This is a genomic window from Olegusella sp., assembly GCF_057238325.1.
The window spans coordinates 1-23876 of sequence record NZ_DBHHGF010000010.1; the positions used below are offsets into that span (position 1 = coordinate 1).

Sequence of the window (23876 nt, forward strand, 5' to 3'; positions counted from 1 at the left end):
ACTGTCCTTAAATCTCCTCTTGAAAATGCTTGACAAGCCATAGCTGGTCTCCTTTGGCATGTGGTACTGCCACACTAAACCTGACCGCCAGGCAAGTCTTCTGTTGCAATAATGTCCAATTCTAGCAGCTCACGCGTATGAGACGTGCAACGGACACGTTCATCCGCCCGTATACCCGCAATCCAAACAATCTGTCCTCTCGGACCCGTACGCAAAATCGGCACACCAGCGCGATCTGCAGCTGGAATTTTTGCTTCATTAAGCAAATCAGAAAGCTTTTTTGACTGCCCATGCATCCCTAAAGGACAAAGTACATCCCCTGCGCTCGGTGCATCTACCCAAAGACGTCCTCCCCGCTCGGGATCGACCCCGCAGGCAACGGCATCCAGCAGCACCGATGCACCAGCCCATTCTTTACCATGCGCGCGCGCTAATGCAACAGGATCGGCACCACGCGGAACTGTGGCAAGTCGAGCCACCAAAGTACGCCCACCTGACAAGCTCAAGGTACCACGCGCATCAGGGGCAGTTGTGATTACATGCGGAGAAGGAACCTCCAGCCATGCAGCAAGCTCACCAGCCGCCTCTATACGACGTGCTCTCACAAATAGCAGACCATATTCCACGCGGGCGTCAATGCCTTCTACCACCTGAACAGAACCACTACCCGCAGCAACTAACTGCAAAACCGCATTAATATGTCGTGCTTCAACACGTGCGCCCGGTGCCAATCGCGCAATAACCTGCTTGACTACACGACGCGCAATCACCACCTCAGATGCCGCGAGTCTCCCTGCATCCAGCGCAATCATGCCTCCGTCCTGTCTACGCGTCAGTTCGCGCAAAGCTCGCGCCGCCAGTTGAGTCAAATATGCATCCTCATCAGACAAAATATCGCAGGTTGCAGACAAAGTAGTACTCAAGCGAGCATTCCGCTCCTTTGCCACAGGCAATAGCTTGTGTCGTACATAGGAGCGCAGATAGCGCGTGTCAGAATTAGTCTTATCCTCACGCCACACAATCCCCCGCATAGTCAGCAGATTGCAAAGCTCATCATGCTCAAAATCCAACAACGGACGCACGATGCGATTGCGCCTGCGCGGAATAGATGCCAAACCTGCAAGCCCCGTCCCACGCAATGCATTCATAAAGAATGTTTCAGCGCGATCATCTGCGGTATGAGCCGTCAAAATTCGAGCAGCCGACCTAGGAGTCCCCACCTTATCCGAAAGCATATTGGCAAGCTCTGCTGCTGCCGCATAACGCAACTCACGACCCGCATTTTCTACATTGCCATCGCCCGCCGCCGCTAGCGCTGCAACATCAGCACGTCGCACCGTACAAGGAATCCCGTAGCGCAAAGCCAGCTCACAAACAAACTCCTCATCCTCTTGTGCGTCAATACCACGCAATTGGTGATTGACATGCAGTACATGCAGACGCTCACGCGCAATATGCGCCTTGCCACGTCCATCAGCTATATCAAGAGTGGAGTTTGCCGCCAGCACAAGCAAAGCTGTCGAGTCGGCACCGCCCGAGACCATGAGCACCACCGGTGCCTTCAAATCACTAAGCTCATCCATTGGCATATTTACCCCTTGCGCAGCGCTCCGCCTTGGGGTGATATCGGCATATCTACTAGCAACGCTTGGCATCAACTCAACCTTTCCTTGCGTGGAAGTCCTAGTCTACTGAACTAATTGCGCACAAAAAGTTCCACGCATAAGAAAACGGCCCGAGACCAAATCTCGGGCCGTCCTACCACATTCAGCACCTAATCAACATCTAGTCAATCGAAACCTTAGTAACGTTGTTTTGCTCGACCTGCTTGGGCACGTTAATCGTCAATACACCCTCAGCGAGCTTGGCGCTAATGCCTGAGGTGGCTGCGTCCTTAAGATACACTCCACGGGTTGCATGCCACTCACTGGTTTCCTTGTGCAGATAATTCTTGGTCTTTTGCTCATCAGACTCTACATGGTTTACCGAAACCGAGAGACGCCCTTCATTGAGCTCGACATCCACCTCGTCCTTCTTTACACCAGGTACATGAGCAGTTACAACATACGCTTCGCCGGCATCTTCAACGTCCATCTTGAACACGCCGTCATCGGAAATGGTGGGCATCTTAAAGAGCTCATCCCAATCGCCAAACGGCCACATCGAGCGGGCAAGCCTGTTGTAATTGTTGTAAGGGATCATGTTCGTCATGACAATCACTCCTTTTTTACGTGCGACGCAGCACTTGCTGTGTCTTTGGTTGTCACTATTAAGTATTCCCAGAATGGAATTCTTTATACACATAGACAAAGGTTTTCTTATCTACATATACGCAATAAATCTAAGTCTTTCTATATCAGATATTAGAATCTATCTTGTGAGAGCTTTACGCAGAGCAAGAATTTAGACTGGGTACTGCGTTAGAATGACGGTGATTCAGCAACATCGGAATTCACAGCAAGAAGGACGCATATGAGCGACCTCGAACAGATTCCCACCAATACATCCACTCCTGCTGACAAGCAGCCACCCACTCCTGCCGCAACGAACAAGCAGGCTCCTACGCGCCCTGCCTATGTTCGTCCCCGCAAACCTCATATCACTCAGGATGCCATCGACGATCTAAGCCAAGACGATGGTTTTAGTGGGAATAGCGGTTATACACACGACTCAAATATCACAGTCAGTGGGGCAACGCCTTTTGCGGGCCGTTCTTATCGACGCTCGCGCGCTGATATTGGCAAACTCAAGCGTGACTCACATTATGGTCAGTACTTACAAATTCCCAAAGGCAGACGCTCAATTTTTGTATCGCGTGAGCGAGCCCGTCGCCGCAATTCAATCATTGCGATGACGCTCATTGTGCTGGCCTTGTTGGCTGTCATTGCTTTTGCCATCAAACTCATCTTGAGCAGCGTCCACTAAGCAAGTCCTTCTTTATCATGGGTTACCAAACCCATTGAAAGAGACGGCGGTGTACGGCTATCCCCATCTACTAATGCCAAGGATCACTTTGGAAGAGTGGCTCGGGTTCAGCTGGCCTATCCGAAAATGGGTCATATCCATCATCATCTTCGTTTTCTGCACGTAAATAGGGGGAATTTGGTTTTTGAGATGAAGGCGTAGTGGCATGAGAAGCAGGTTTTGCAACAGGCTTGGCAATGTGTTTTGACATCGTTTCCTCGCCCACAGTTTCAGCCTGTATCCTAGTCGATTCAAGTTCTTTTTCGTCTGTCATTTGCCAGTCCTCCTATGCATACATATCGACATAGGCCGCAAAATCACAAATCTTGTTGCCATTACCCGACATGTCATAGTCGCCATACAGACTTGTCGGTGCATAAGTAACAACTACACGCACTTCATCGGAACCCTTCTTGACCTGAGCAATCAACACTGTCCAGGTATAATCGCCCTCTGTGCCGCTCATACAACTAAATTTACGGCCGTCCTTCTTTGGCAAATCTTTGACCTTAGATGGCATGGTTATCGTATCTTCAGTGCAGCTTGCACTTGCATTACTAAGGCCGCATTCAGACATGACTGCATAGATCGCATCACTGCCCAAGCCCTTTGCCGAACTTGGGATCTCCGAGGATGCATACTCGTAGCGCACACCGCTAAAGTCGGCACCACCAGAAACTACATCTCCTTGCGAGACATGGTTTTTATTGACGCCACCGGCCTCACCATGTCCACCTTCTTTGGAACCAGACGCATCAAAGTTATGGTCAAAAGGATTTGAACACAGTCTCAGATTTGACTGCCCGTTGGAATAGAGTGCCTGTGCATCACCACGGGCGTCTATGTAGCCGCCCTTATAAGCAAAACCTTGCATGCCTAAAAACTCTGCAACATCACTCGGGCGATGGCGGAAATACTCAGCAAATTGCTTGATACCTGATGGATAGGGATAAGACACACTCAGTATAACCTTGGTGTCTTCCTTAATCTCACTACCTGCTCCAGGATCGGTTGCAACAACACTGTGACCGTCTTTGTCGGATTTTACATAGTCTTTCTTATAAGCAATACCTATGTCATCAAGGGCCTTCATGGCCTGTGACTCGTTTTTACCTACAAGATCGGGCATCGTACGTACGGTCGAAACGGTCAGCCTAATCTCCTGATCGGAGGTAAACGCTGTTCCTGCCTTTGGCTCAACTGCCAATACTCTACCCGCTTCTTTTGTAGAGGGTTGACGTAAAACTTTTATGTTGTTTGCACCCGCATCTTTGAGCTTTTGCTGCGCATCTTCCAGCCTCGTACCCACCACTTCGGGCATCACGCGAGCTTCACCAATCCAGATAGTCACCTCAGTGCCTTTTGCACGACGTTCGCCCGCAGGAGGCGTCTGCCCCACAACCAAGCCAACGCCCGTATCGGTAACTTTTGTTTTTTCGTTTATCTTAAATCCCAAGTCAGAAAGCTGTTTTTTTGCTTTGTCAACTTTTTCATTGCGTACCGAGGGAATGGTATGACCACCCCAAAGCTCTGCCCCATAAGAAACAAAAGCGGCAGTCGCAGCCAAAAGAACAATAAGCAGCGAAAAAGCCACCACCAAACGCTTGTGAGACTTTGCCCGCTGACGCTTGGCTTCAGCCTCAACCGTAATATCGTTTACCTCACGAATATGAGGGCGCACTGTTATCTCATCATTGCTGTTATTCATTTTGTGCCTTCACAAATCGAGCCGCAGTCCGAATAGCTGCCATTTTGACAACTATAACCGAGCTGCGGCCCTATCGCATAGCAGAGCATAGTTAGAACAACATAGAACTTAAGATTCTGCACCGTCTCCCAGCTTCTGCGCGACCAGTTTATCGCCTTCACCCACGTCTACTTGCACGGTATCGCCCTCATGGAGCTCGCCTGCAATAATAAGGTTTGCAACGTTATCAACTACCTGCCGCTGAATCAAACGCTTCAATGGGCGTGCTCCGTAAATCGGGTCCAAACCGTCAAGTGCTAACGACCCAACAGCGCGCGGAGTCAGTCGCAACGTAATGCGCTCATTTGCCAAACGCTCGCGCACATCAGCCAGCTGGATGTCAACAATTTTTTCAATATCATCCAAACCGAGTGCATGGAAAGTCACTACATCATCAATACGATTGAGAAACTCTGGTCTGAAGGTCGCACGCAAAGCTTCGTTAACTTGACGCTGTGTCTCCTTGGGGTCAGTAGCTGCATTTGCCGCAGCAATAAACTGACTTCCAACGTTACTCGTCATGATGATAATGGTGTTTTTAAAGCTCACCACACGACCTTGTCCATCAGTCAAACGCCCATCATCAAGCACCTGCAACAGCACATTAAAGACATCGGGATGGGCTTTTTCCATCTCATCCAGCAAAATGACCGAATACGGACGACGACGCACTGCTTCGGTAAGCTGACCACCCTCGTCGTATCCCACATATCCAGGAGGCGCGCCAATCAAGCGCTGGACTGAGAACTTCTCCATATACTCGGACATGTCGATACGAACAAGTGCTCGTTCATCATCAAAGAGATTCCTTGCGAGCGCCTTTGCTAGCTCGGTTTTTCCCACACCTGTTGGCCCCAGGAAGAAGAAACTACCAATAGGCCTATTAGGATCAGCCAGACCTGCACGGCTACGACGTACTGCCGCAGCGACTGCAGATACTGCTTCATCTTGGCCAACAACACTCTTGTGCAGTTCATCTTCTAGGTGCTTTAGCTTATCCATCTCGCCTTGCATCATCTTTGATACAGGCACGCCAGTCCAGTTGGAAACCACCTCAGCAATCTCGTCAGTAGTAACCTCCTCTTTAAGCAGACCACCAGATTCCTGCTTGGAGGCAAGTGCTTGCTCTGCTTCCTCATATTGGGCCTGGAGCTGCGGAATCGTGGAGTAACGCAGTTCGGATGCACGCGCCAAGTCGCCCTCACGGGTTACCCGCTCCATCTCGTTACGCGTAGATTCAATTTGTGCTTTTAGATCCTGCACGCGGTCAATCGCAACGCGCTCGTTTTGCCAATCTGCTTTGACACTATCAAGTTTTTCGCGTGCCTCAGCAATCTCACGACGCAGGGTTTCTAGACGCTCCTTGGAAGCAGCATCCTCTTCCTTCATTAACGCCTGTTCCTCGATTTGCATCTGAGTAAGCTGACGTTCCTGCGCATCAATATCTGCCGGCATACTATCGAGCTCCATACGCAGACGACTTGCAGCCTCATCTACCAGGTCAATTGCCTTGTCTGGCAAGAAACGCTCTGAGATATAGCGGTTAGACAAATCTGCTGCTGCAACCAAAGCTGCGTCGGTAATACGCACACGGTGATGCTGCTCGTAGCGCTCTTTGATGCCACGCAAAATCGAGATAGTATCTTCCACCGTTGGCTCGGACACCAACACTGGCTGAAAACGACGTGCCAGAGCTTGATCTTTCTCGATGTATTTACGGTACTCATCAAGTGTGGTTGCCCCGATAGCATGAAGTTCACCACGTGCAAGAGCGGGCTTCAAAATGTTACCTGCATCCATTGAACCTTCGGTCGCACCAGCACCCACAATAGTATGTAGCTCATCGACAAAGAGGATGACCTGACCATCACTCTTCTGTACCTCTTTGAGAACAGACTTCAGACGATCTTCGAACTCGCCACGGTACTTTGCACCTGCTACCAGCGCAGACATATCAAGCTCAACAAGATCCTTGTCCTTGATAGTCGAGGGCACGTCCCCCGCAACGATACGTTCGGCCAAACCCTCAACAATGGCAGTCTTACCAACACCAGGCTCACCAATAAGCACAGGATTGTTCTTGGAGCGACGACTCAACACTTGAATAGTGCGGCGAATCTCCTCAACACGACCAATCACAGGATCAAGTTTGCCCTGACGAGCAAGATCGGTAACATTGCGTCCATACTGCTCGAGCGCCTTGAATTGGGGTTTTGAATCCTGCGAAGTCACATGCTCATCTCCACGAAGCTCCCCGTACGCAGCGCGCACACGCTTTGCCGTCACTCCCGCTGTCTTGAGCACAGAGCCTGCAGCACCACGGTCATCACATAGCGCAATGAGCAAATGCTCAGTTGTTACATAGGAGTCACCCATTTGAGAGGAGAGCTTCTCAGCAGTATCAATTACTTTGAGCAGGTTATTACCAATGCCCATCTGACCGCCAGCACCAGTCACTTTGGGCTGACGTGCAATAGCGTCGTTGACCACAGATTCAAGTTGCGTCGGATCGACACCAATACGCTCAACAATTGCTCTTAAATTTCGTTCATTAGAGTCAAGCAAAGCCTTAAGCAGATGAATCGACTCCATCTGGCCTGCATCTGCATCTGCCGCGATACCCATCGCTGCCTGCAGTGCTTCTTGTGCACTGACCGCCCATTTATCAATTCTCATACGAGCCTCCCCTTTGTCTTGCACCCACCTCAGCTGCGACTCTTTTTTCAATCTCAAGTCACATAGTGGCACGCACCCTGGCATCTCACTGTTTATCGATGACAGTCTTCCCGCTCACACAGCTTCCTAATCAAATCTAAGTCTCTTTATATAAGATTTTCTAAACTCTCCAATATAGCTATATGGATTCCGTCTTGAGCATATTTCTGCTTTTCACTAAATGCGCTACCGTGAAGATGGAAAGTGCAGATGAGCTGCCAATCCCTTGGCAAGCAGAGCTCTGTAGCCACGTTTTGACACGGCTGATAAGGAGTAAGCAATGCAGGAAATGATTCGTCTAACACCGGCACTGGTTAGCAAGATCTGGGGTGGTACGCGCCTAGGCAGTCCTGCAGCTGGACAGGACAATTACGGAGAAGCATGGACTCTTTCTGCTCGCAATGATTATCCCAGCATCGTGGCTACAGGCACTGATGCTGGCAAGACCTTGGTCGAGTATCTTGCTGCACATCCCGAAGCTGCTGGTAGCAACGCCAATGTTATGGAAGCCTTCCCCACTCTCATCAAATTTATTGATGCTGCAAGTCCGCTGTCAATTCAGGTGCATCCTGATGATACCTATGCTCGTAGCCACGGTATGCCCTACGGCAAGACCGAAATGTGGGTCATTGTTGATGCCGACCCTGGCTCCTTCCTCTACCTGGGCCTTCGTGAAGACATGACCCCAGACGAGTTTGCTGCAGCCATTGCTGATAACAGTATCGAAGAAAAGCTCAATCAGGTACCCGTCAAGCCGGGCGATGTCTTCTTTATCCGCGCAGGTCTGCTACATGCAATTGGTGGTGGCATTCTGCTTGCTGAAGTACAGCAAAATTCCGATACCACCTATCGCGTTTATGACTTTGGTCGTGTTGATTCCCGTGGCAAGACGCGGGAACTCCATGTCGAGCAGGCAAAAGAAGTTGCTTTGCTAGAACAGCCTGGCTATTTAGGTGCGCCTGTACACCCCAGTGAAGTTGCTGGAGGCACTCGCCAGCTACTAGGCCAAGGTACGTGCTTCCGCACGGAGCGTTGGATTTTGAACGATACAACAGAGCTTCCCATAACTGACAAAAGCTATGTTGCATTGATGATGCTTAGTGGCAATGCTCAGGCCAAGCTAGGCGAGCAGATTGAACACATAAAAGCTGGTGAGACCTGGTTTATACCCGCAGGTAATGCAAATCTGCAAATTATGCCTACAGATGGCGTCTGCACTCTGCTGTATGTATGCGTTCCCTCGCAAGAGGCATAGTTCTGCTTGACAGCGTAATAACTCTAGGCACTAATATGCAATGCCAAGCGTGCTGCTAACATAATTTTCAAAGGCAGCCACATCGCCGTTATACACATAACCAGTCATGCCGGCAACTTCCGCACCCGCGCAGTTGTCGGCATTGTCATCAACAAAAAGACAAGTTGCAGGCTCTAATTGATAACGCTCACACAAGGTAGTAAAGATAAGCGGATCGGGCTTCATAATGCGCTCAAATGCCGATACTACAAAGCCATCCATCAGGGGCATGCAGGGGATTAGCTCGCGAATCTTCCACCAACGAACGCCCGCATTGGACAGTAGATAGCAGCCATACCCAGCATTATGCAAGCGCTCTACCTGCTGATTCATAAGGGGCAGGGGCGCATGATATTCATTCCAGTGCAAACAAGTCTGGTGTAATGGCTCCCACAAACGCTCGGGCAACTGACGCTGAGCAATCATTTCCATCGTGGCATCACTAATAGTGCCTGAATCAAGCAAAGCCCAGCTTGGATGCAAAAATAAGGCATTACGAATAAGCAGGGCATCTTGATCATTGTCTACATAGAGATGGGAGTACAAATCAGGATTAAAATCCATGAGCACGCCGCCCATATCAAAGACAAAGTTTGTGATGCTCACCGCTCGTCCTTTCGCTCCCCATCATCTAACAAGCCACGCAAGACTTGTTCGGGACTGCCTCCATCATAGCGAGCAAGTGCCACAATACGCTCTTGCATGCGAAATTCATGCACCTCGTCCTCAAGCTCACGAATACGTGCACGCATCTCATCGTTTTCACTCACGAGCGCTTCGGTACGTTCACGCATGTCGAGGATGCGCACAACACCAGCCAAATTGATACCCTCATCAGTCAGCTTGCTAATAAGGTTGAGACGCTCAACATCATGCTGTGAATACAGACGTGTGTTGCCGCGCGAGCGACCGGGATTCACCAAGCCCTTTTGTTCGTACACACGTAGGGTCTGGGGATGCATTCCCGTCAATTCGGCGGCAACGCTAATCATGTAGAGGGGCTTATCTTTGCCGTCACTACGAGACATAGCGCTCAACATCCTTTCGATATTCACGGTGGTCGGCATCGCGCAAATTCGAAAGCGCTTTGCGCTCATCAGCAGACAAACTCGTCGGAACCTTGATACGCACGGTCACATAGAGAGCACCCTTATTATTTTTGCTTTTGACATCAGGTGCACCCATACCACGGAAGCGGAAAGTTTTACCATCCTGTGTTCCTGCAGGAACCTTAAGACGCACTGTCTCGCCACCTGGAGTGGGTACTTCTACCTGTGCACCAAGCGCTGCTTCAAAGATAGAAATCGACAGCTCCATGCGCACATCGGCACCATCACGCTTCCAAAGCGGATGCTCGGCCACACGCGTTGTCACCACCAGGTCGCCGCGAGCGCCGCCATTAGCACCAAATTCACCACGACCGCGATAGCGCAATTTGCCGCCATCCACTGCGCCAGCAGGCACTTTAACCGTAAGGCTCTGTCGTTCTCCCGTTGAAGGTATGGTGTAGCTCACTTTGCGCTGGGTTCCCACAAAGGCTTCTTCTGCAGTCACACTTACGTCTAGCGTAAGGTCTCCACCTTTGGATGGACGATTTTGAGCGCGACCCGCACCTTGTCCGTTAAAGATTGAGCTAAAGTCAAAGCCGCCAAAAGCGCCGTCGCCACCACGCATGCTGCCAAGAATATCTTCCCAGTTCATGCCGCCGCCATAGCTATAGCCACCTGCGCCACCCGCACCGCCAAAGCCAGCTCCTGGAATACCACCAAAGGTCAAAAGCTGATCATATTCCTTGCGCTTTTGAGGATTGGAGAGAGTGGTATATGCTTCGCTTACTTCTTTGTACTTGGCCTCATCGCCGCCGCGATCAGGATGATATTTGGCTGCGAGCTTACGGAATGCCTTCTTAATTTCTGCATCGGAGGCATTTTTGCTCACGCCCAAAACGTCGTAATAATTCTTATCTGCCATGGCGGAAGCCGCCTCCTTTCGTTACATCGCCCCTACTCTTGCAGCGCGCATCTCAAAGATGCCAAACGTCGGACACCCGCAAGCAGGTGTCCGACAAAATCAAATCTAAGCCTCACGAGACTCTGTGACATCTGCATCAACATCAGTCGCCGCATCATCTTCCTTGGCAGGATCAGGACGCTTAGGGCCACCAAAGGTTACCTGCACCATTGCCTCACGAATAACCTTGCCACCCATGCGATAGCCACGCAGATACACCGCTGCAACTGACTCATCGTAGGCCTCTGTATCCTCCACGCGACCCACCGCCTGATGTTCTAGCGGATTAAAAGCGTCACCCAGAGGGTCAATGACCTCAACACCTGCCTTACCCAAGATAGATACCATCTTGTCGTGGACAGCCTGCACACCAGCAACAAACTGATCAAACTGGTTGTCCTCAGCGTCCTCCTGCGCAGCCTTACCAGCATGCTCAATAGCACGCTCCATATCGTCTAGCACAGGAAGCAGGGAAACTACCAACTTTTCACCTGCGCGGTCACGTTCGTTGAGTCGTTCCTGAGCAGTGCGACGACGGAAATTATCCCAATCTGCCTGAAGTCGCAGCAAGCGGTCAGTAGCATCAGCTGCTTCTTTTTTTGCAGCGTCAATTTCGGCTTGGGCACCATCCAACTTATCCTGCAACTCGCTGCGCACTGCCTCAGCAGCTTTGGCACGCTCGGCCTCCTTAGCGGCAATTTCTTCCTCTGCCGCCTGAGCTCCTGCACGCTTGGCTGCTTCAACTAGAGCTTCTTCGTCCAGCTCGGCCTCGGCGTCCATCTGGTCGTCGTCGACCTCGACTGAAACTTTCACGCCGTTCTCCTTTGGGTCCTGCCCGTTGGGGGCGGGGCTGGAAGTAGCCTCATCGGCCACCTCCTCTACCCTCTTCTCTTCCTTCTCGGACATGTCGGCCACCTACTAGTTCTGCTTGTTGTCGTCGTCGACAACCTCGTAATCAGCATCAACTACGTCGTCAGCGCTACCACCATCAGTAGGTGCACCCTGTGCAGTCTGTGCGTCAGTTGCGGAGTAAACAACCTGAGCCAAATCCTGGGCTGCAGTCTGGAGCTGCTCGCTTGCGGACTTAATAGTCTCAATATCGGTACCATCTAAGGCCTTGCGAACAGCAGCGATGCCATCTTCGGCTTTCTGCTTGGTGTCAGCAGGCACCTTGTCGCCGAGCTCCTTTAAGGTCTGCTCGGTAGAGTAGGCAAGGGAATCGGCCTGGTTGCGTACCTCAATCTCGTCCTTCTTGGCCTTGTCCTCCTCGGCGTGGGACTCTGCGTCCTTGACCATACGGTCAACTTCCTCATCAGACAACGCAGTAGAACCAGAAATGGTGATTTGCTGCTGCTTGCCCGTGCCGCGATCCTTTGCGGTGACCTTGACAATGCCATTGGCATCGATATCAAAGGTGACCTCAATCTGAGGCACGCCACGACGAGCCATAGGGATGCCCGTAAGCTGGAACTTGCCCAAGCTCTTGTTATCGCGAGCCATCTCGCGCTCGCCCTGCAGCACGTTAATCTCAACGGAAGGCTGGTTATCTGCTGCGGTGGAGTAGACCTCGGTTTTGCTGGTAGGAATGGTGGTGTTGCGGTCAATCATCTTGGTCATGATGCCGCCCATGGTCTCAACGCCCAAGGAAAGCGGGGTAACGTCAAGCAGTAAGATATCGGAAGCACCAGAAGCACCAGAAAGCACGCCGCCCTGAACTGCCGCACCGTCGGCTACAACCTCGTCAGGGTTAACCGACATGTTGGGCTGCTTGCCCGTCATCTGACGGACGAGCTCCTGAACAGCGGGCATACGAGTAGAGCCGCCAACGAGAATAACCTCATTGACCTGGGAGATCTGCAATCCTGCATCCTGAAGAGCCTTGGTAACGGGAGCTTTGCAGCGATCAAGCAGGTCGCGGGTAATCTTTTCAAACTCTGCGCGGGTCAGGGTGTAGTTGAGGTGCTTAGGACCAGTGGCATCAGCAGTAATAAAGGGGAGATTAATCTCGGCCTGCTGAGCAGAAGAAAGCTCCTTCTTTGCGTTCTCAGCCGCATCCTTGAGGCGCTGAAGAGCCATAGGGTCGCTGCGGAGGTCGATACCGTTATCCTGCTGGAACTTGTCAGCCATCCAGTCAATCACGCGCTGGTCCCAGTCGTCGCCACCTAGGTGGTTGTCGCCGTTAGTTGCAAGAACCTCGACAACACCGTCGGCAAGGTCAAGCAGGGAGACGTCGAAAGTACCGCCACCCAAGTCAAAGACCAAAATCTTCTGATCGATGTTCTTCTTGTCAAAACCGTATGCGAGAGCTGCGGCTGTAGGCTCGTTGACGATGCGCTGCACGTTAAGGCCAGCAATCTTACCTGCGTCCTTGGTTGCCTGACGCTGAGCGTCATTAAAGTAAGCAGGGACGGTAATGACAGCGTCGGTGATGGTCTCGCCGAGGGATTTCTCAGCGTCAGCCTTCATCTTGCCGAGAACCATAGCGGAAACCTGCTCAGGAGTGAAATCCTCACCATTAATCTCAACAACGGCGCGCTGACCAGTACCAGCCTTAACCTTGTAAGGAACAGTCTTGAGCTCGGAGCCAACCTCGTCATAGCGACGACCCATGAAACGTTTAATGGAAAAGACAGTGTTGGTGGGGTTGGTGACTGCTTGGTTTTTTGCAGCCTTACCAACAATGCGGTCGCCGTCGGCACGGAAGCCTACGACGGACGGAGTAGTGCGATCGCCCTCGGCGTTCACGATAATAGAGGGCTCGCCACCCTCAAACACTGCCATTGCTGAGTTGGTGGTACCAAGGTCGATGCCAAGAATTTTGCTCATAATGCTTCCTTTCCTTCTCCCTCTGCCTAAAGACCGAGAGTTTTAGTGCATTTTGGTGTCGCCGAGTCGCCGACGCCTTACCTATACAAGGCGATTGTTCCCTCGGCGTATAATTTTATACATAATCTAAGTCTCTACACATTAGATTTTTTGTATTCATCAATTTAAGAATTCTTAAGCCACATTTGCTCAAGAAAATATAGCGTTAATTACTCAAAAACGATCACCATCACGACCGCACGTAATTGAACTGCATTCCGCACAAAGAACGCGTCCATGAATGCTAAAGCCTTTGAAAGGGACTTTCGCCCGCAATGAAACTGCGCCTCGCACAAAGAGCGCGCAGGACTGGATTGATAATCCGCAGCAAAAGGCCGTACTCAGTTATGAAAACTGAATACGGCCAAGATGGCAATTTACATGAGAGACTTTTATATTGCTCGTCTCTTTTCTTGTCATACACCTTCTTTTATTGCGCCTTTTTTATCTGTGCAAAGCCAATATATGAAAGGACGGCTTCAAGCACGATAAACATGAAATACGGCGGGAACAAGACGATTGCCACGGTGTAGAGAATCGCCCCCGTAAGAGCAAAGCCCGCTTTACGCATGAAGAGCCCAAGGGCATTAAAAATAACCGCTATACCTGCACAAATGAGATGTGGGGTCACCAATACGCTTGCGAGAGCAGCACCAGCCTGATCTGTGGATGAACCGGCAGACATACTTGTGCCCCAATACCATCCGCTATAGATGAGATAAAGCAGTCCCAAGATAAACGCAATAAGCAGTAAAATGTTCAGCTTCTTTTTCATTCCAAATGCCTCTCGTTAAACCTTATTAATTGCCAAATCAACTATGAAAGGCTAAAGGTCTTTTCAGCAAGAGGCTTGTCGCTCAGGCTAACAAGTTCCTTGACAGACACTTCTATGTCGGAGTCGTCAGCAACGCTATATGCAAGAGAGCAGGAAATGGTAGCGCCTTTTTTGACGTTGTTCATATAGTTGTCTGCATTGATATCGGTATCTGTAACCGCCATATCGCATTGGACGTTATTTTGATACACCTCAATGCTGGTTGCGCTGGCCATTGACTGAGGGTCATCAGAATTATTTGTAAAGGTAAAGTCGATAATTACGCAAGGTTTACCCTCATAATCTTGGCCCTTTTTGCATCCGTCGATTGTTACCGCATAGTCAGAAGTTGCAGCCTCGGCTTTCTCCGCCTGAGCAGGCTTCTTCGTCTCAGCAGAACCAGCATCGTTGGTGCTGGGAGAACCACCACAACCTGCGATTGGGAGCGCAATAAGCGCAGAAATTGCAAATACGCAGAGGCTCTTTTTGATTTCCATACTGTCTCACCTTTCAGTCAAGATCCTGTCTTGTGGCAAGGCAATGGTAAGGGGGGGGTTACTTTTCAAGAGTTAGCCGTTTAAAATCTGTGAGCGGACTTTTGGACGCAATTTTATGTATGGGCAAATTGCTTACGGGCTCTTTGTCTATCCTTACAGACCCTTTGCCTATCTAGTACTCAATGGAGACTGAATGATGCGCCGTGGAGCACCACCTTAGCCAACCACAAGGTTCTGTGCACCCACTTCTTTTTCGTGAAGAAAGCCGCAATCACACGCTATATCTGCCATCGCCAAGCTATACCACTGGCAACATACATATCTAAATTGCTGCGCTGGCTTAGAGGTATAGCTGATTGGTGCATACTGAGTAGGATTACTTAAAAGAGATGGGACACCCACGATGAAACTTCTCATTGCGTCTGATATTCACGGTGCAGCAGCTTGGTGCAAGAAGTTAATGTCTGCCATTGAACAAGAACAACCTGACCGCGTATTGCTGTTGGGCGACCTTCTCTATCATGGACCGCGCAACGATGTGCCTGCCGATTATGCTCCGCGCGAGGTTATTGCAATGCTTAACTCCATTGCGACACAGATTGTGGCAGTCCGCGGCAATTGCGAGGCCGAGGTCGACCAGATGGTGCTTGATTTTCCTTGTCTCGCGGAAAGTACTGTAATTTTGGACAGTGCATCCGAAGGCAACCTACATGAGTTATTCCTCACCCACGGACACATTTGGGGCGCTGGACGAGATAACTCTATCGACCGCCTCCCGCCTCTGCCTGCACATACCAGTCTTGTCTATGGCCACACCCACATCAAAGCGAACGAAGCCAGTGCAAAACATCCCGATATATGGCTGTTTAATCCAGGTAGCGTTGGCATCCCCAAAGACGGAAGCCACAGCTATGGCCTCTACGCGAATGGACGCTTTGAGCACCGTATTCTGGACAACTAGTCAAATTCCAAACTTGCGACAGGCCCAACCTTCTAAACCCTGCGGCAAACCAATCGCAAGACTGTAAAAAAATAGAGGCGCTCAGAGGCCGTTTTAGGCACCTAAAAAAGCTTGCGTGATATTTAGTACCCCAACACAAAAAGCTCGAAAAGTGCCCTATTTCCACGGTGGGGAAATTTGACTCAAAAATACCCTTTTTAACTGCGGTTTTACATATGCTCATACTCAGCAGAACGCAAACAAGACAAAATATCACATTGCTGAGCTGTAGTTTCTTAGATCCCGATAAAGGCTGTTTTTATTTTTTAGCTCCAAAAACATCCACACTATTCTATAGTTTATTTAGATATTTATATTTTTAACTGCAATTTTATAAATACTGATGATAATAGTGTGGATGTTTTTACTCATTTATCGTGGCTGTAACCATAACCCCTCTACCCATATGCCCACACCTGATGTGTTTAACCCCCCCAGTGCCCACGCCTTAGGCTTTCAAACATCACACGTTTAACCCTCGCACGTCTAAACTTGGTGCACCTAAACCTTCCATACCTAAACACTCTGCATTTAAGGAATGGGTAGTTAATATTTTTAGCCCCGAGGAGCCCTTTTTGGTAGGAATACGAACAAAAAGGTTTCATCGGGGCTAAAAATATTAACTATCTGTATTATCTAGACAATTTGCACTACCCAAGCAGCTTGCGGAATTCATGCTATTTACGCGATTTACATTAGTTACACCATTTACTAAGTACGGGCTAATAACCGCTTGCACAATCTAGGTACCATTCACCGTCATTTGCCTTAATATGGAATCGTTCTCAGATAGGATTGTGTGCAAGTATGTCGATAAGTCGCCAGCACCCATAAAGCTCGGCGACATATGTGGAAAGGACCCCGCATGAGTGATGAATCCTGGCGTCCCAAGCTCCATCTTGCCCCCTATAAAGGCTCAATCAGCGACCCCAACGGTCTCTGCCAATTCCGCGGAACCTACCATATTTGCTGCCAGAACGCCCCTGAGTATCCTGGCAACTTCGACAGCCCTCATGGCTGGGGACACTACGTCAGCCGCGACCTCGTAAACTGGGTCTTCCTCGGCTGCCAAGTCATGCCCGATTGCCCTTCTGACAAAGATGGCTCCTACTCCGGCGGCGCATATCTCGCCACACCCGCAGATGGTGCCGAGCACGACGGCGAAGTCTGGTACTACTACACTGGCAACATCCGTCTACCTGAAGGCGACGGCACACTCGCAGGCCGCCTTGCCAACCAAACACGCATGCGTAGTTACAACGGCATCCACATGGGTCCCAAAGAAGTCATCCTCGATAACTCCAACTACCCTGCCTATTGTTCCAATCACGTTCGCGATCCCAAAGTTTGGAAGCAGAACAACTCTCTTCATATGCTCCTCGGTGCACGCACACGCAAAGACAGCCGCGGTGCCGTGCTGTGCTATCGCTCTGATGATGGCGCGAATTGGGAACTTGAAGGCTCTGTCACCAATACCGACAGCGAACCATTTGGCTATATGTGGGAGTGCCCCGACCGCATTGCTCTAACCGACGCACAAGGTACGGTTCACGAGTTTCTTGCCACATGCCCACAAGGCACAGATGAGCTTGGTCTGCCCTATATGCTTCAAAATGTGCACGGAAATGGCTATTTCCCTATTGATGGCTCGCTGCTGGACCTCTTGCACCAAGACCACGAACTTATGAATGCGCAGGCACCGCACCCTGCTATCGATCAGGCCACCTTTGTCGAATGGGATCACGGCTTTGACTTCTATGCGTGCCAGAGCTTCGTCGATGACAAGAACCGCACGCTTCTCGTGGGTTGGATGAGTCTCCCCCACGACAAAAATGATATTCGCCCCTACGACAACCCCACTGCCACTTGGCGCGGCTGTCTAACGGTTCCCCGCGAACTCACACTCAATGCCGATGGGCACATCCTGCAAAATCCTGTTGCTGAAATCGACTCTCTCCGCGGCGAAGCTGTCCCCTTCGACGAAGCAAGCGCGACTGTCCCCAAGGTCTCCGACCTCGTAATCTCCAATATTACAGGCGACGGCACTCTTCGCTTTGATGATGCGCTCGAGCTGCGTTTTTCCAACGGTGAAGCAGAGCTCATCTTTACTGACGACGCGGTGGGCCAAGGTCGCAAAATCCGCCGCACCAAGGTTGGTGTCATCCATGACATCCGAGTCATCATGGATACTTCCGTCTTTGAAATCTTTATCAATGGTGGCGAGACTGTTTTTGGCACCCGCTACTTCACTGAAGCAGACAGCGTCCAAGTCAGCATGGACTTCCCCAAGGCTCAAGCCTGCTGGTATCCCATGTCCCCCGTCAGCATTAACTACGTCGTAGACCGTTAGGCGCCAAACTTAGAAGGGTTCGCATGCAAAGTATCAACTTTCATACGCAGCGTGGTTGGATGAATGACCCCAACGGCTTCATCTACTACAAGGGTGAGTACCATCTCTTTTACCAGTACTTTCCTCATGCGACACAGTGGGGCACTATTTGTTGGGGTCATGCTATTAGCCCCGATCTCGTGAATTGGGAGCAAAAAGATATTGCTCTCTTTCCTTCAAAGCCTGCCGACCAAAACGGTTGTTTTTCGGGCAGCGCCGTCGAAAGCGGCGGCAAGCTCCGTCTCTTTTATACCGGTGTGCACTACGACGAGTTTGATCCCGAGGATATCAATAAGTGCGTTCCTGGACATTTCACATCAGCACAGCTCACCATTGAGTCTTCCGACGGAAAAACTTTTAACAACTTTGATGACAAGTACGTTATCATCCCGCCCATTGATGATCCCGAGCTCGGAGACGCCACGCATACTCGCGACCCAAAAGTCTGGCAAGGTGCTGACGGTTGGTACCTCGTGCTAGGTAGCAATATTCATCGCAAGCAGGGCGAAATCCTTTTTTACAAGAGCCAAGACCTTATGAACTGGGAGTATGTCAGTCGTACGCTTATGGATCCCCAGTTAGGCTGGATGTGTGAGTGTCCCGACCTCTTTGAGGTTGAGGGCGGTACCGTATTGCTTGCATCTCTGATGGGCTACGAGGGCGGTGATGACGATCAAAGTGTCTGCTTTGTTGTCGATTACAACAAAGACGATTGCTCCATCGACTTTACTGGAGAGCGCCGCCTTACCGATTATGGCCATGATTTCTATGCCCCCCAAACTACGACTGATGCCACAGGTCGTCGGGTAATGGTGGGCTGGATGCGCATGCCCGAACCCATTGACAATAAGTGGATTGGCATGTTTACCGCTCCACGTGTCGTCGAGGTTGTCGATGGTCACACTTACTTCCGCCTACACCCCAATATCCGTCGCGCTCTAACGCAGCGCACCAACACACCCACGCATCACCGCCCCTACCTTTTTGGTACTACGCTGCGCGAAGGTGATCATATCGACTTTGGTGGCTTGCGCGTATGGCAAGACAAAAACCGCGTCCACGTTGACCGGAGCAAGGTTTATCGCCCGCGCGAAAACTTTATGCATATGCATTCCGAAACGCCTGAGGTCGGGGCAGAAAACAAGATCGAGATGCTGGTACACGGCCATATTGTCGAGATTTACGTTAACGACGGTGAGTATGTCATCAGCAACATGGTCTACGGTTTGGGCAATTCACTATCAACCAACTCGTCGGCCGACTTCACCATTTTGGGCCTTTAGAACAAGCAAAACAGCAGGTAGTCACCAAGGCAAAGCCAGAGCACGTCAGCTATAGGAGAGTCCTATGAAGTTCGAAAACAAAATCATGCTCATCACCTATGCCGATAGTCTCGGCAAAAATCTCCAAGATCTTGAGCACGTGCTCACCAAGCACTTTGACAAAGCTGTTGGCGGGGTGCATATTTTGCCCTTCTTCCCCAGCTCTGCTGATCGTGGCTTTGCTCCCATGCGCTATGACATCGTCGATCCCAAGTTTGGTAGCTGGGATGATGTGCGTCGTATAGGCGAGAGTCGTTACTTGATGTTTGACTTTATGATTAACCACATATCCCGCCAGTCACCCTATTTCCAAGACTTTTTGGAGAAGAAAGACAATTCTGAATTTGCTGATTTCTTCATCCGCTACAAGGACTTTTGGCCAGGAGGAGCTCCTACCCAGGAGCAGATTGATGCCATTTACAAGCGTAAGCCCAAGGCACCAAGCATTGTGGCAGAGTTTGCTGACGGCAGCAAGGAGGATATCTGGTGCACCTTTGGCGAAGAACAAATCGACATTAATATCCACTCTGAGCGCGCTCAACGCTTTTTCCGCGAAACCCTAACACATATGGCCGAAAATAATGCGTCTATTATTCGTCTGGATGCCTTTGCATATGCCGCCAAGCGCGCAGGAAGCAACTGCTTTTTTGTCGAGCCTGATACCACTGAGCTGCTCCAAAGCATGCAAGAGGTGCTTGACCCTTACCAAGTTATGGTGCTGCCTGAGATTCATGAGCACTACAGTATCCAGATGCAAGTTGCCAGCAAGGACTACTGGATTTACGACTTTGCTCTACCTGTACTGACTCTACATGCTCTCTACTCAGGCAATGGTAGCTACCTTGCCCATTGGCTCAAGATGAGTCCCAAGCACCAGTTCACCACCCTTGATACCCACGATGGTCTTGGCATTGTTGATGTCAAGGATCTGCTTCCCGACGAGGCAGTTGATTACACCAAAGAAAAGATGTTCTCCGAAGGTGCCAACGTAAAGAAGGTATACAACACCGAGGCTTATAATAATCTTGATATTTATCAGGTCAATACCACCTACTATTCGGCGCTGGGCAACAACGACGATGCCTATCTGCTTGCGCGCGCAATTCAGTTCTTTGCACGTGGCGTGCCAATGGTCTACTACGTAGGCCTACTTGCAGGTAGCAATGATATCGAGCTACTAGAATCCACCAAGGAAGGCCGCAATATCAATCGCCACTATTACAGTGTTGAAGAGATTGACCACGAGGTAGAGCGTCCTGTTGTACGCAAGCTGCTCGAGATGATGGAACTACGCAATACTCATCCTGCTTTTGATATCGAAGGTGAACTTGAAGTTAGCGCAACGAATGATAAACTTTGCATCCGTCGCAACTCAGGTGATGCTTGGGCTCAACTTGATGCCAACTTAACCACGTACAACTTTGAGATTTCGCATTCTTAGCAAAGGAGCAGTGCATGCTACCCGCAAACTCACACAATCCCCAAGGTATTGGTGCGGCATTTTACGACCTAGATGGTACTATTTTGGATTTAACCCGCGTCTCCAAACGCACGATTGCCGCAATGGAAGCGGTACATGCGGCAGGCTGTGCCAACGTGATTTCCACTGGACGCAACTTGCCCATAGTGCCCGATGTGGTCAAGCTCCCCTGCGTTGACTACTACATCACCGTCAATGGTGGGCAAATTCTTGATGCGAATGGCAATCATCTGCTAAGCAAAGCAATTCCCCGCAATATGGCGCTTGAGCTGGCACATTGGCTACATTCTCGCGGCGCAGGTCTTAATGTGCTGACCTCAACAGGAGCTTATTTTGAAAATCGCCTAGTGTCCTACATGACCCAAGCCGTACATCGCACCGACAGTGATAGCACCTTGAGCGATGAGGGTCTAAGCGATGAAATCACAAGCCTACCCAATCGTTTTACCATCGAAGACATCGAACCTCAAATCCTGGCAGTTGATGACAAGACGAACTTTGTCGAGAAGATGGGTGCTTGCTTTGACACAGCAAAAGACCTTGCTCGCGATGTGACTGAGCTAGAGAAGCGCGGTGATTTGCAGATTGCCACGGTAACTCCCACAGAAATTGAGATTACGCTCAAAGGTGTTGAAAAAGGCTCTGGCATCGAATGGATACGCAAAGAACTGGGCCTAGACAAGGCACAACTTGTAGCCTTTGGTGACTCGGGCAATGATTTGCCCATGGTGCCTTATGTGGGTATCTTTGTTGCAGTAGGCAATGCTTCCGATGAAGTTAAAGCTCAGGCTACCTGTATCGTTGACAGCATGTGGGAAGACGGCGTTGCCAAATGGCTCGAACACGCGCTTAAAGGCGAATGGTACGAAGTCTAGCATCACTGCAACAACAAGATTTTACACGGGCACCCAAAAGCCACGTTCTACTTCATGCCAGATACCAAAAGCCACACTTTGTTTCATATCAAGTGCCAAAAGCCACGGATCGTTTCAACCAACAAGGCTTTGCTTGCCAAACGCCACGTTCTACTTCACCTTTTTTGCCAAAAGCCACACTCTGTTTCACGCGAAAAAAATCTACCTGCGCAAACGTGAAGGCCGTTGAAGAGATATGTGGCTTTTGACATTTTTTCTGAAACAGAACGTGGCGTTTGGCAAGCAGGACTGTGTCATTTGAAGTAATCCGTGGCTTCTGACAAGCAGGGCAGTATCATTTGAAATGATGTATGGCGTTTGGCAGGCAAAGCTGCGTTGATTGAAACAGTCTGTGGCGTTTGGCAGGCAGAGCCGCACTGCTTGAAAGAATGCGTGGCGTTTGACGTGCAAGGCATTATGGAAGTGGGTCTATAGCACATTTTTCCCATATGCCAACTTCTGTGGCACCCCTTTAAGCAATTAAGTTCGGGAATTAAAGTTCAAAAAGCGTGGCAAGGGTGCGCGCGACACCAGACTCATCGTTGGTCCACTCGATAACTTCGGTTGCTGCCTGCTTTACTGCGGATACCGCGTTTGCCATAGCAAAACTCCTGCCAACAGAGCCAATCATATCCAAATCGTTATATCCATCACCAAAAGCAATTGCATCATCAGCAAGCAGACCAAAATGCTCGCACAAATGAGCAACACCTGCCGATTTAGATGCGCGCTTACTCATGACTTCACAAAGCGTCGCGCTGGAACGAACCACATTGAGCTCGGGATAATGCTCGCCTACGCTCTGCTCTGCTGCACGAATATCATTAGGACTTCCCATCAACAAAAACTTATGGACACCTGTAGCAGTAAATATCCCCTCGATATCAATCGACGCACGCGCTCGAGCATGTACAACCTTTTCCTCGTATTTCACACGAGGATCGTCAGGATTTGCCACCACCCACTCATCAAATCCGTAGGTATTGACGCATATACTCGGCAAGCTCTCCGTAAGATAGGCATAAATCTCCAGCGCTTTATCTATAGGAATGATTTCGCTCGCAAGGGTGCACCCCATCTCGTCCAACACGTAGGCCCCTGAATAACACACAATCGGCCCCTCAAAACCCAAGCTACGTTGAAAAGGATGTAAACCCTGAGGTGGACGAGCAGACACCAAACACACAGGTACACCCATAGCAACTACCGCCTGAACGATAGGTGCATCTGCAACTATGGGCTGATGATCCTTGTCTGCGAAGGTACCATCGACATCAGAAAAAACAATTTTTGGCTTCACGGTTCAGCCCCTTATAATGCAAACCCCAACCAGCAGAGCTAGGAAGCGCACTCCTGAACTCTTCAAACGTCAAGGTCGTCAGGCGAATGGGATCCGTAAGTAATCTTGTATCCCTTGCGCAAAATACGTAACAACTCTTGGGAATCTTCTTCACCAAGTCCCTCGAGAAAATGCGAAAGTGCCTTGGTGCTCTTTGCGTTGTGCTCCGAAATTGTGCGACGACCATGCTCGGTGATATATACCAAAACACGACGTCTATCCTCGCTGTCATGTACACGAACTATTTCATCCCGCGCTTCAAGCGCGTCAAGAATACGCGTCACACGAGCTCGAGAATAACCCATCTGAGCTGCGATTTCAGAAGGAATCACACCTTCTTCTGGATCGCATGTCGAAAGATAGTGGAGTGCCGCAGACTCACTAGCCGCAGCACCCTTTGCCGAGCCTGAACCTACAAGACCTTTAGGGAGAGCTTGCGAATAAATGAGGAGCTTACGAGCAACCGCTTCGCTATTTTTTTCACCCATTTTTCGCACCTCCCCAATTTTGGCTCAATTGACAGAAG

Annotated in this window: 21 protein-coding genes; 7 read left to right on the plus strand and 14 right to left on the minus strand. The window is 50.1% G+C overall.

Annotation, left to right across the window (positions count from 1 at the left end; genetic code table 11):
* Positions 1–74: 74 nt before the first annotated feature.
* Both tilS and ACO5JD_RS07430 read right to left on the minus strand, forming a co-directional pair.
* Complete coding sequence (gene tilS / locus ACO5JD_RS07425) at positions 75–1589, minus strand: tRNA lysidine(34) synthetase TilS (RefSeq protein ID WP_484988830.1); 1515 nt, start codon at positions 1587–1589, stop codon at positions 75–77.
* 196 nt (positions 1590–1785) lie between these two features.
* Positions 1786–2211: an Hsp20 family protein gene (locus ACO5JD_RS07430; protein ID WP_035437894.1), complete on the minus strand. Its 426-nt coding sequence runs from the start codon at positions 2209–2211 to the stop codon at positions 1786–1788.
* Positions 2212–2472: 261 nt separating this feature from the next.
* Between ACO5JD_RS07430 and ACO5JD_RS07435 the strand changes: the two genes are divergently transcribed.
* Positions 2473–2925 carry a hypothetical protein gene (locus ACO5JD_RS07435; RefSeq protein WP_021625156.1) on the plus strand — a complete coding sequence of 151 codons (453 nt, stop codon included), beginning with the start codon at positions 2473–2475 and terminating at the stop codon, positions 2923–2925.
* Positions 2926–2995: 70 nt separating this feature from the next.
* Here the strand turns inward: ACO5JD_RS07435 and ACO5JD_RS07440 are convergent, their stop codons facing one another.
* From ACO5JD_RS07440 to clpB, 3 genes are all read right to left on the minus strand, one after another.
* Positions 2996–3238 (minus strand): hypothetical protein, encoded by a 243-nt coding sequence (locus ACO5JD_RS07440; protein WP_484988832.1) that lies wholly within the window; start codon positions 3236–3238, stop codon positions 2996–2998.
* A 12-nt stretch (positions 3239–3250) separates the two neighbouring features.
* Complete coding sequence (locus ACO5JD_RS07445) at positions 3251–4672, minus strand: PASTA domain-containing protein (RefSeq protein WP_484988834.1); 1422 nt, start codon at positions 4670–4672, stop codon at positions 3251–3253.
* Between the two features lie 108 nt (positions 4673–4780).
* Positions 4781–7387, minus strand: coding sequence for an ATP-dependent chaperone ClpB (gene clpB / locus ACO5JD_RS07450; RefSeq protein WP_484988836.1), 2607 nt, complete (start codon positions 7385–7387; stop codon positions 4781–4783).
* Between the two features lie 319 nt (positions 7388–7706).
* Here clpB and ACO5JD_RS07455 point away from each other — a divergent pair, with 319 nt between their 5' ends.
* Positions 7707–8681, plus strand: a complete 975-nt coding sequence (locus ACO5JD_RS07455) for a type I phosphomannose isomerase catalytic subunit (protein WP_484988838.1) — start codon at positions 7707–7709, stop codon at positions 8679–8681.
* Between the two features lie 30 nt (positions 8682–8711).
* Here ACO5JD_RS07455 and ACO5JD_RS07460 read toward each other — a convergent pair whose 3' ends face one another.
* The 7 genes from ACO5JD_RS07460 to ACO5JD_RS07490 form a co-directional block, all read right to left on the minus strand.
* Positions 8712–9326 (minus strand): HAD family hydrolase, encoded by a 615-nt coding sequence (locus ACO5JD_RS07460; protein WP_484988840.1) that lies wholly within the window; start codon positions 9324–9326, stop codon positions 8712–8714.
* Complete coding sequence (locus ACO5JD_RS07465) at positions 9323–9748, minus strand: heat shock protein transcriptional repressor HspR (RefSeq protein WP_484988842.1); 426 nt, start codon at positions 9746–9748, stop codon at positions 9323–9325. Before ACO5JD_RS07465 ends, ACO5JD_RS07460 begins: the two co-directional genes overlap by 4 nt.
* Positions 9738–10691 carry a DnaJ C-terminal domain-containing protein gene (locus ACO5JD_RS07470; protein WP_484988844.1) on the minus strand — a complete coding sequence of 318 codons (954 nt, stop codon included), beginning with the start codon at positions 10689–10691 and terminating at the stop codon, positions 9738–9740. Before ACO5JD_RS07470 ends, ACO5JD_RS07465 begins: the two co-directional genes overlap by 11 nt.
* A 105-nt stretch (positions 10692–10796) precedes the next feature.
* Entirely contained in the window at positions 10797–11636 is an 840-nt protein-coding gene (locus tag ACO5JD_RS07475; protein WP_484988846.1) for a nucleotide exchange factor GrpE, read from the minus strand.
* Between the two features lie 12 nt (positions 11637–11648).
* On the minus strand, positions 11649–13556 hold the full coding sequence (gene dnaK, locus ACO5JD_RS07480) for a molecular chaperone DnaK (RefSeq protein WP_484988848.1): 1908 nt from the start codon (positions 13554–13556) through the stop codon (positions 11649–11651).
* A 469-nt stretch (positions 13557–14025) separates the two neighbouring features.
* Positions 14026–14370 (minus strand): hypothetical protein, encoded by a 345-nt coding sequence (locus ACO5JD_RS07485; protein WP_484988850.1) that lies wholly within the window; start codon positions 14368–14370, stop codon positions 14026–14028.
* Between the two features lie 41 nt (positions 14371–14411).
* Positions 14412–14906: a DUF5067 domain-containing protein gene (locus tag ACO5JD_RS07490; RefSeq protein WP_484988852.1), complete on the minus strand. Its 495-nt coding sequence runs from the start codon at positions 14904–14906 to the stop codon at positions 14412–14414.
* Between the two features lie 403 nt (positions 14907–15309).
* Here ACO5JD_RS07490 and yfcE point away from each other — a divergent pair, with 403 nt between their 5' ends.
* From yfcE to ACO5JD_RS07515, 5 genes are all read left to right on the plus strand, one after another.
* Complete coding sequence (gene yfcE / locus ACO5JD_RS07495) at positions 15310–15867, plus strand: phosphodiesterase (protein ID WP_484988854.1); 558 nt, start codon at positions 15310–15312, stop codon at positions 15865–15867.
* Between the two features lie 904 nt (positions 15868–16771).
* A complete protein-coding gene (locus ACO5JD_RS07500; protein ID WP_484988856.1) occupies positions 16772–18256 on the plus strand; it encodes a glycoside hydrolase family 32 protein in 1485 nt (494 codons plus the stop codon).
* A 23-nt stretch (positions 18257–18279) separates the two neighbouring features.
* The gene (locus ACO5JD_RS07505) at positions 18280–19578 is read left to right on the plus strand and encodes a glycoside hydrolase family 32 protein (protein WP_484988858.1); all 1299 of its coding nucleotides are present in this window, start codon (positions 18280–18282) and stop codon (positions 19576–19578) included.
* A gap of 64 nt (positions 19579–19642) precedes the next feature.
* A complete protein-coding gene (gtfA, locus tag ACO5JD_RS07510) occupies positions 19643–21058 on the plus strand; it encodes a sucrose phosphorylase (protein WP_484988860.1) in 1416 nt (471 codons plus the stop codon).
* Positions 21059–21072: 14 nt separating this feature from the next.
* Complete coding sequence (locus tag ACO5JD_RS07515) at positions 21073–21972, plus strand: Cof-type HAD-IIB family hydrolase (RefSeq protein WP_484988862.1); 900 nt, start codon at positions 21073–21075, stop codon at positions 21970–21972.
* Positions 21973–22504: 532 nt separating this feature from the next.
* Here the strand turns inward: ACO5JD_RS07515 and ACO5JD_RS07520 are convergent.
* Positions 22505–23311: a Cof-type HAD-IIB family hydrolase gene (locus ACO5JD_RS07520; protein ID WP_484988864.1), complete on the minus strand. Its 807-nt coding sequence runs from the start codon at positions 23309–23311 to the stop codon at positions 22505–22507.
* A 62-nt stretch (positions 23312–23373) separates the two neighbouring features.
* Positions 23374–23838, minus strand: a complete 465-nt coding sequence (locus tag ACO5JD_RS07525) for a MarR family winged helix-turn-helix transcriptional regulator (protein WP_484988866.1) — start codon at positions 23836–23838, stop codon at positions 23374–23376.
* Positions 23839–23876: the final 38 nt, after the last annotated feature.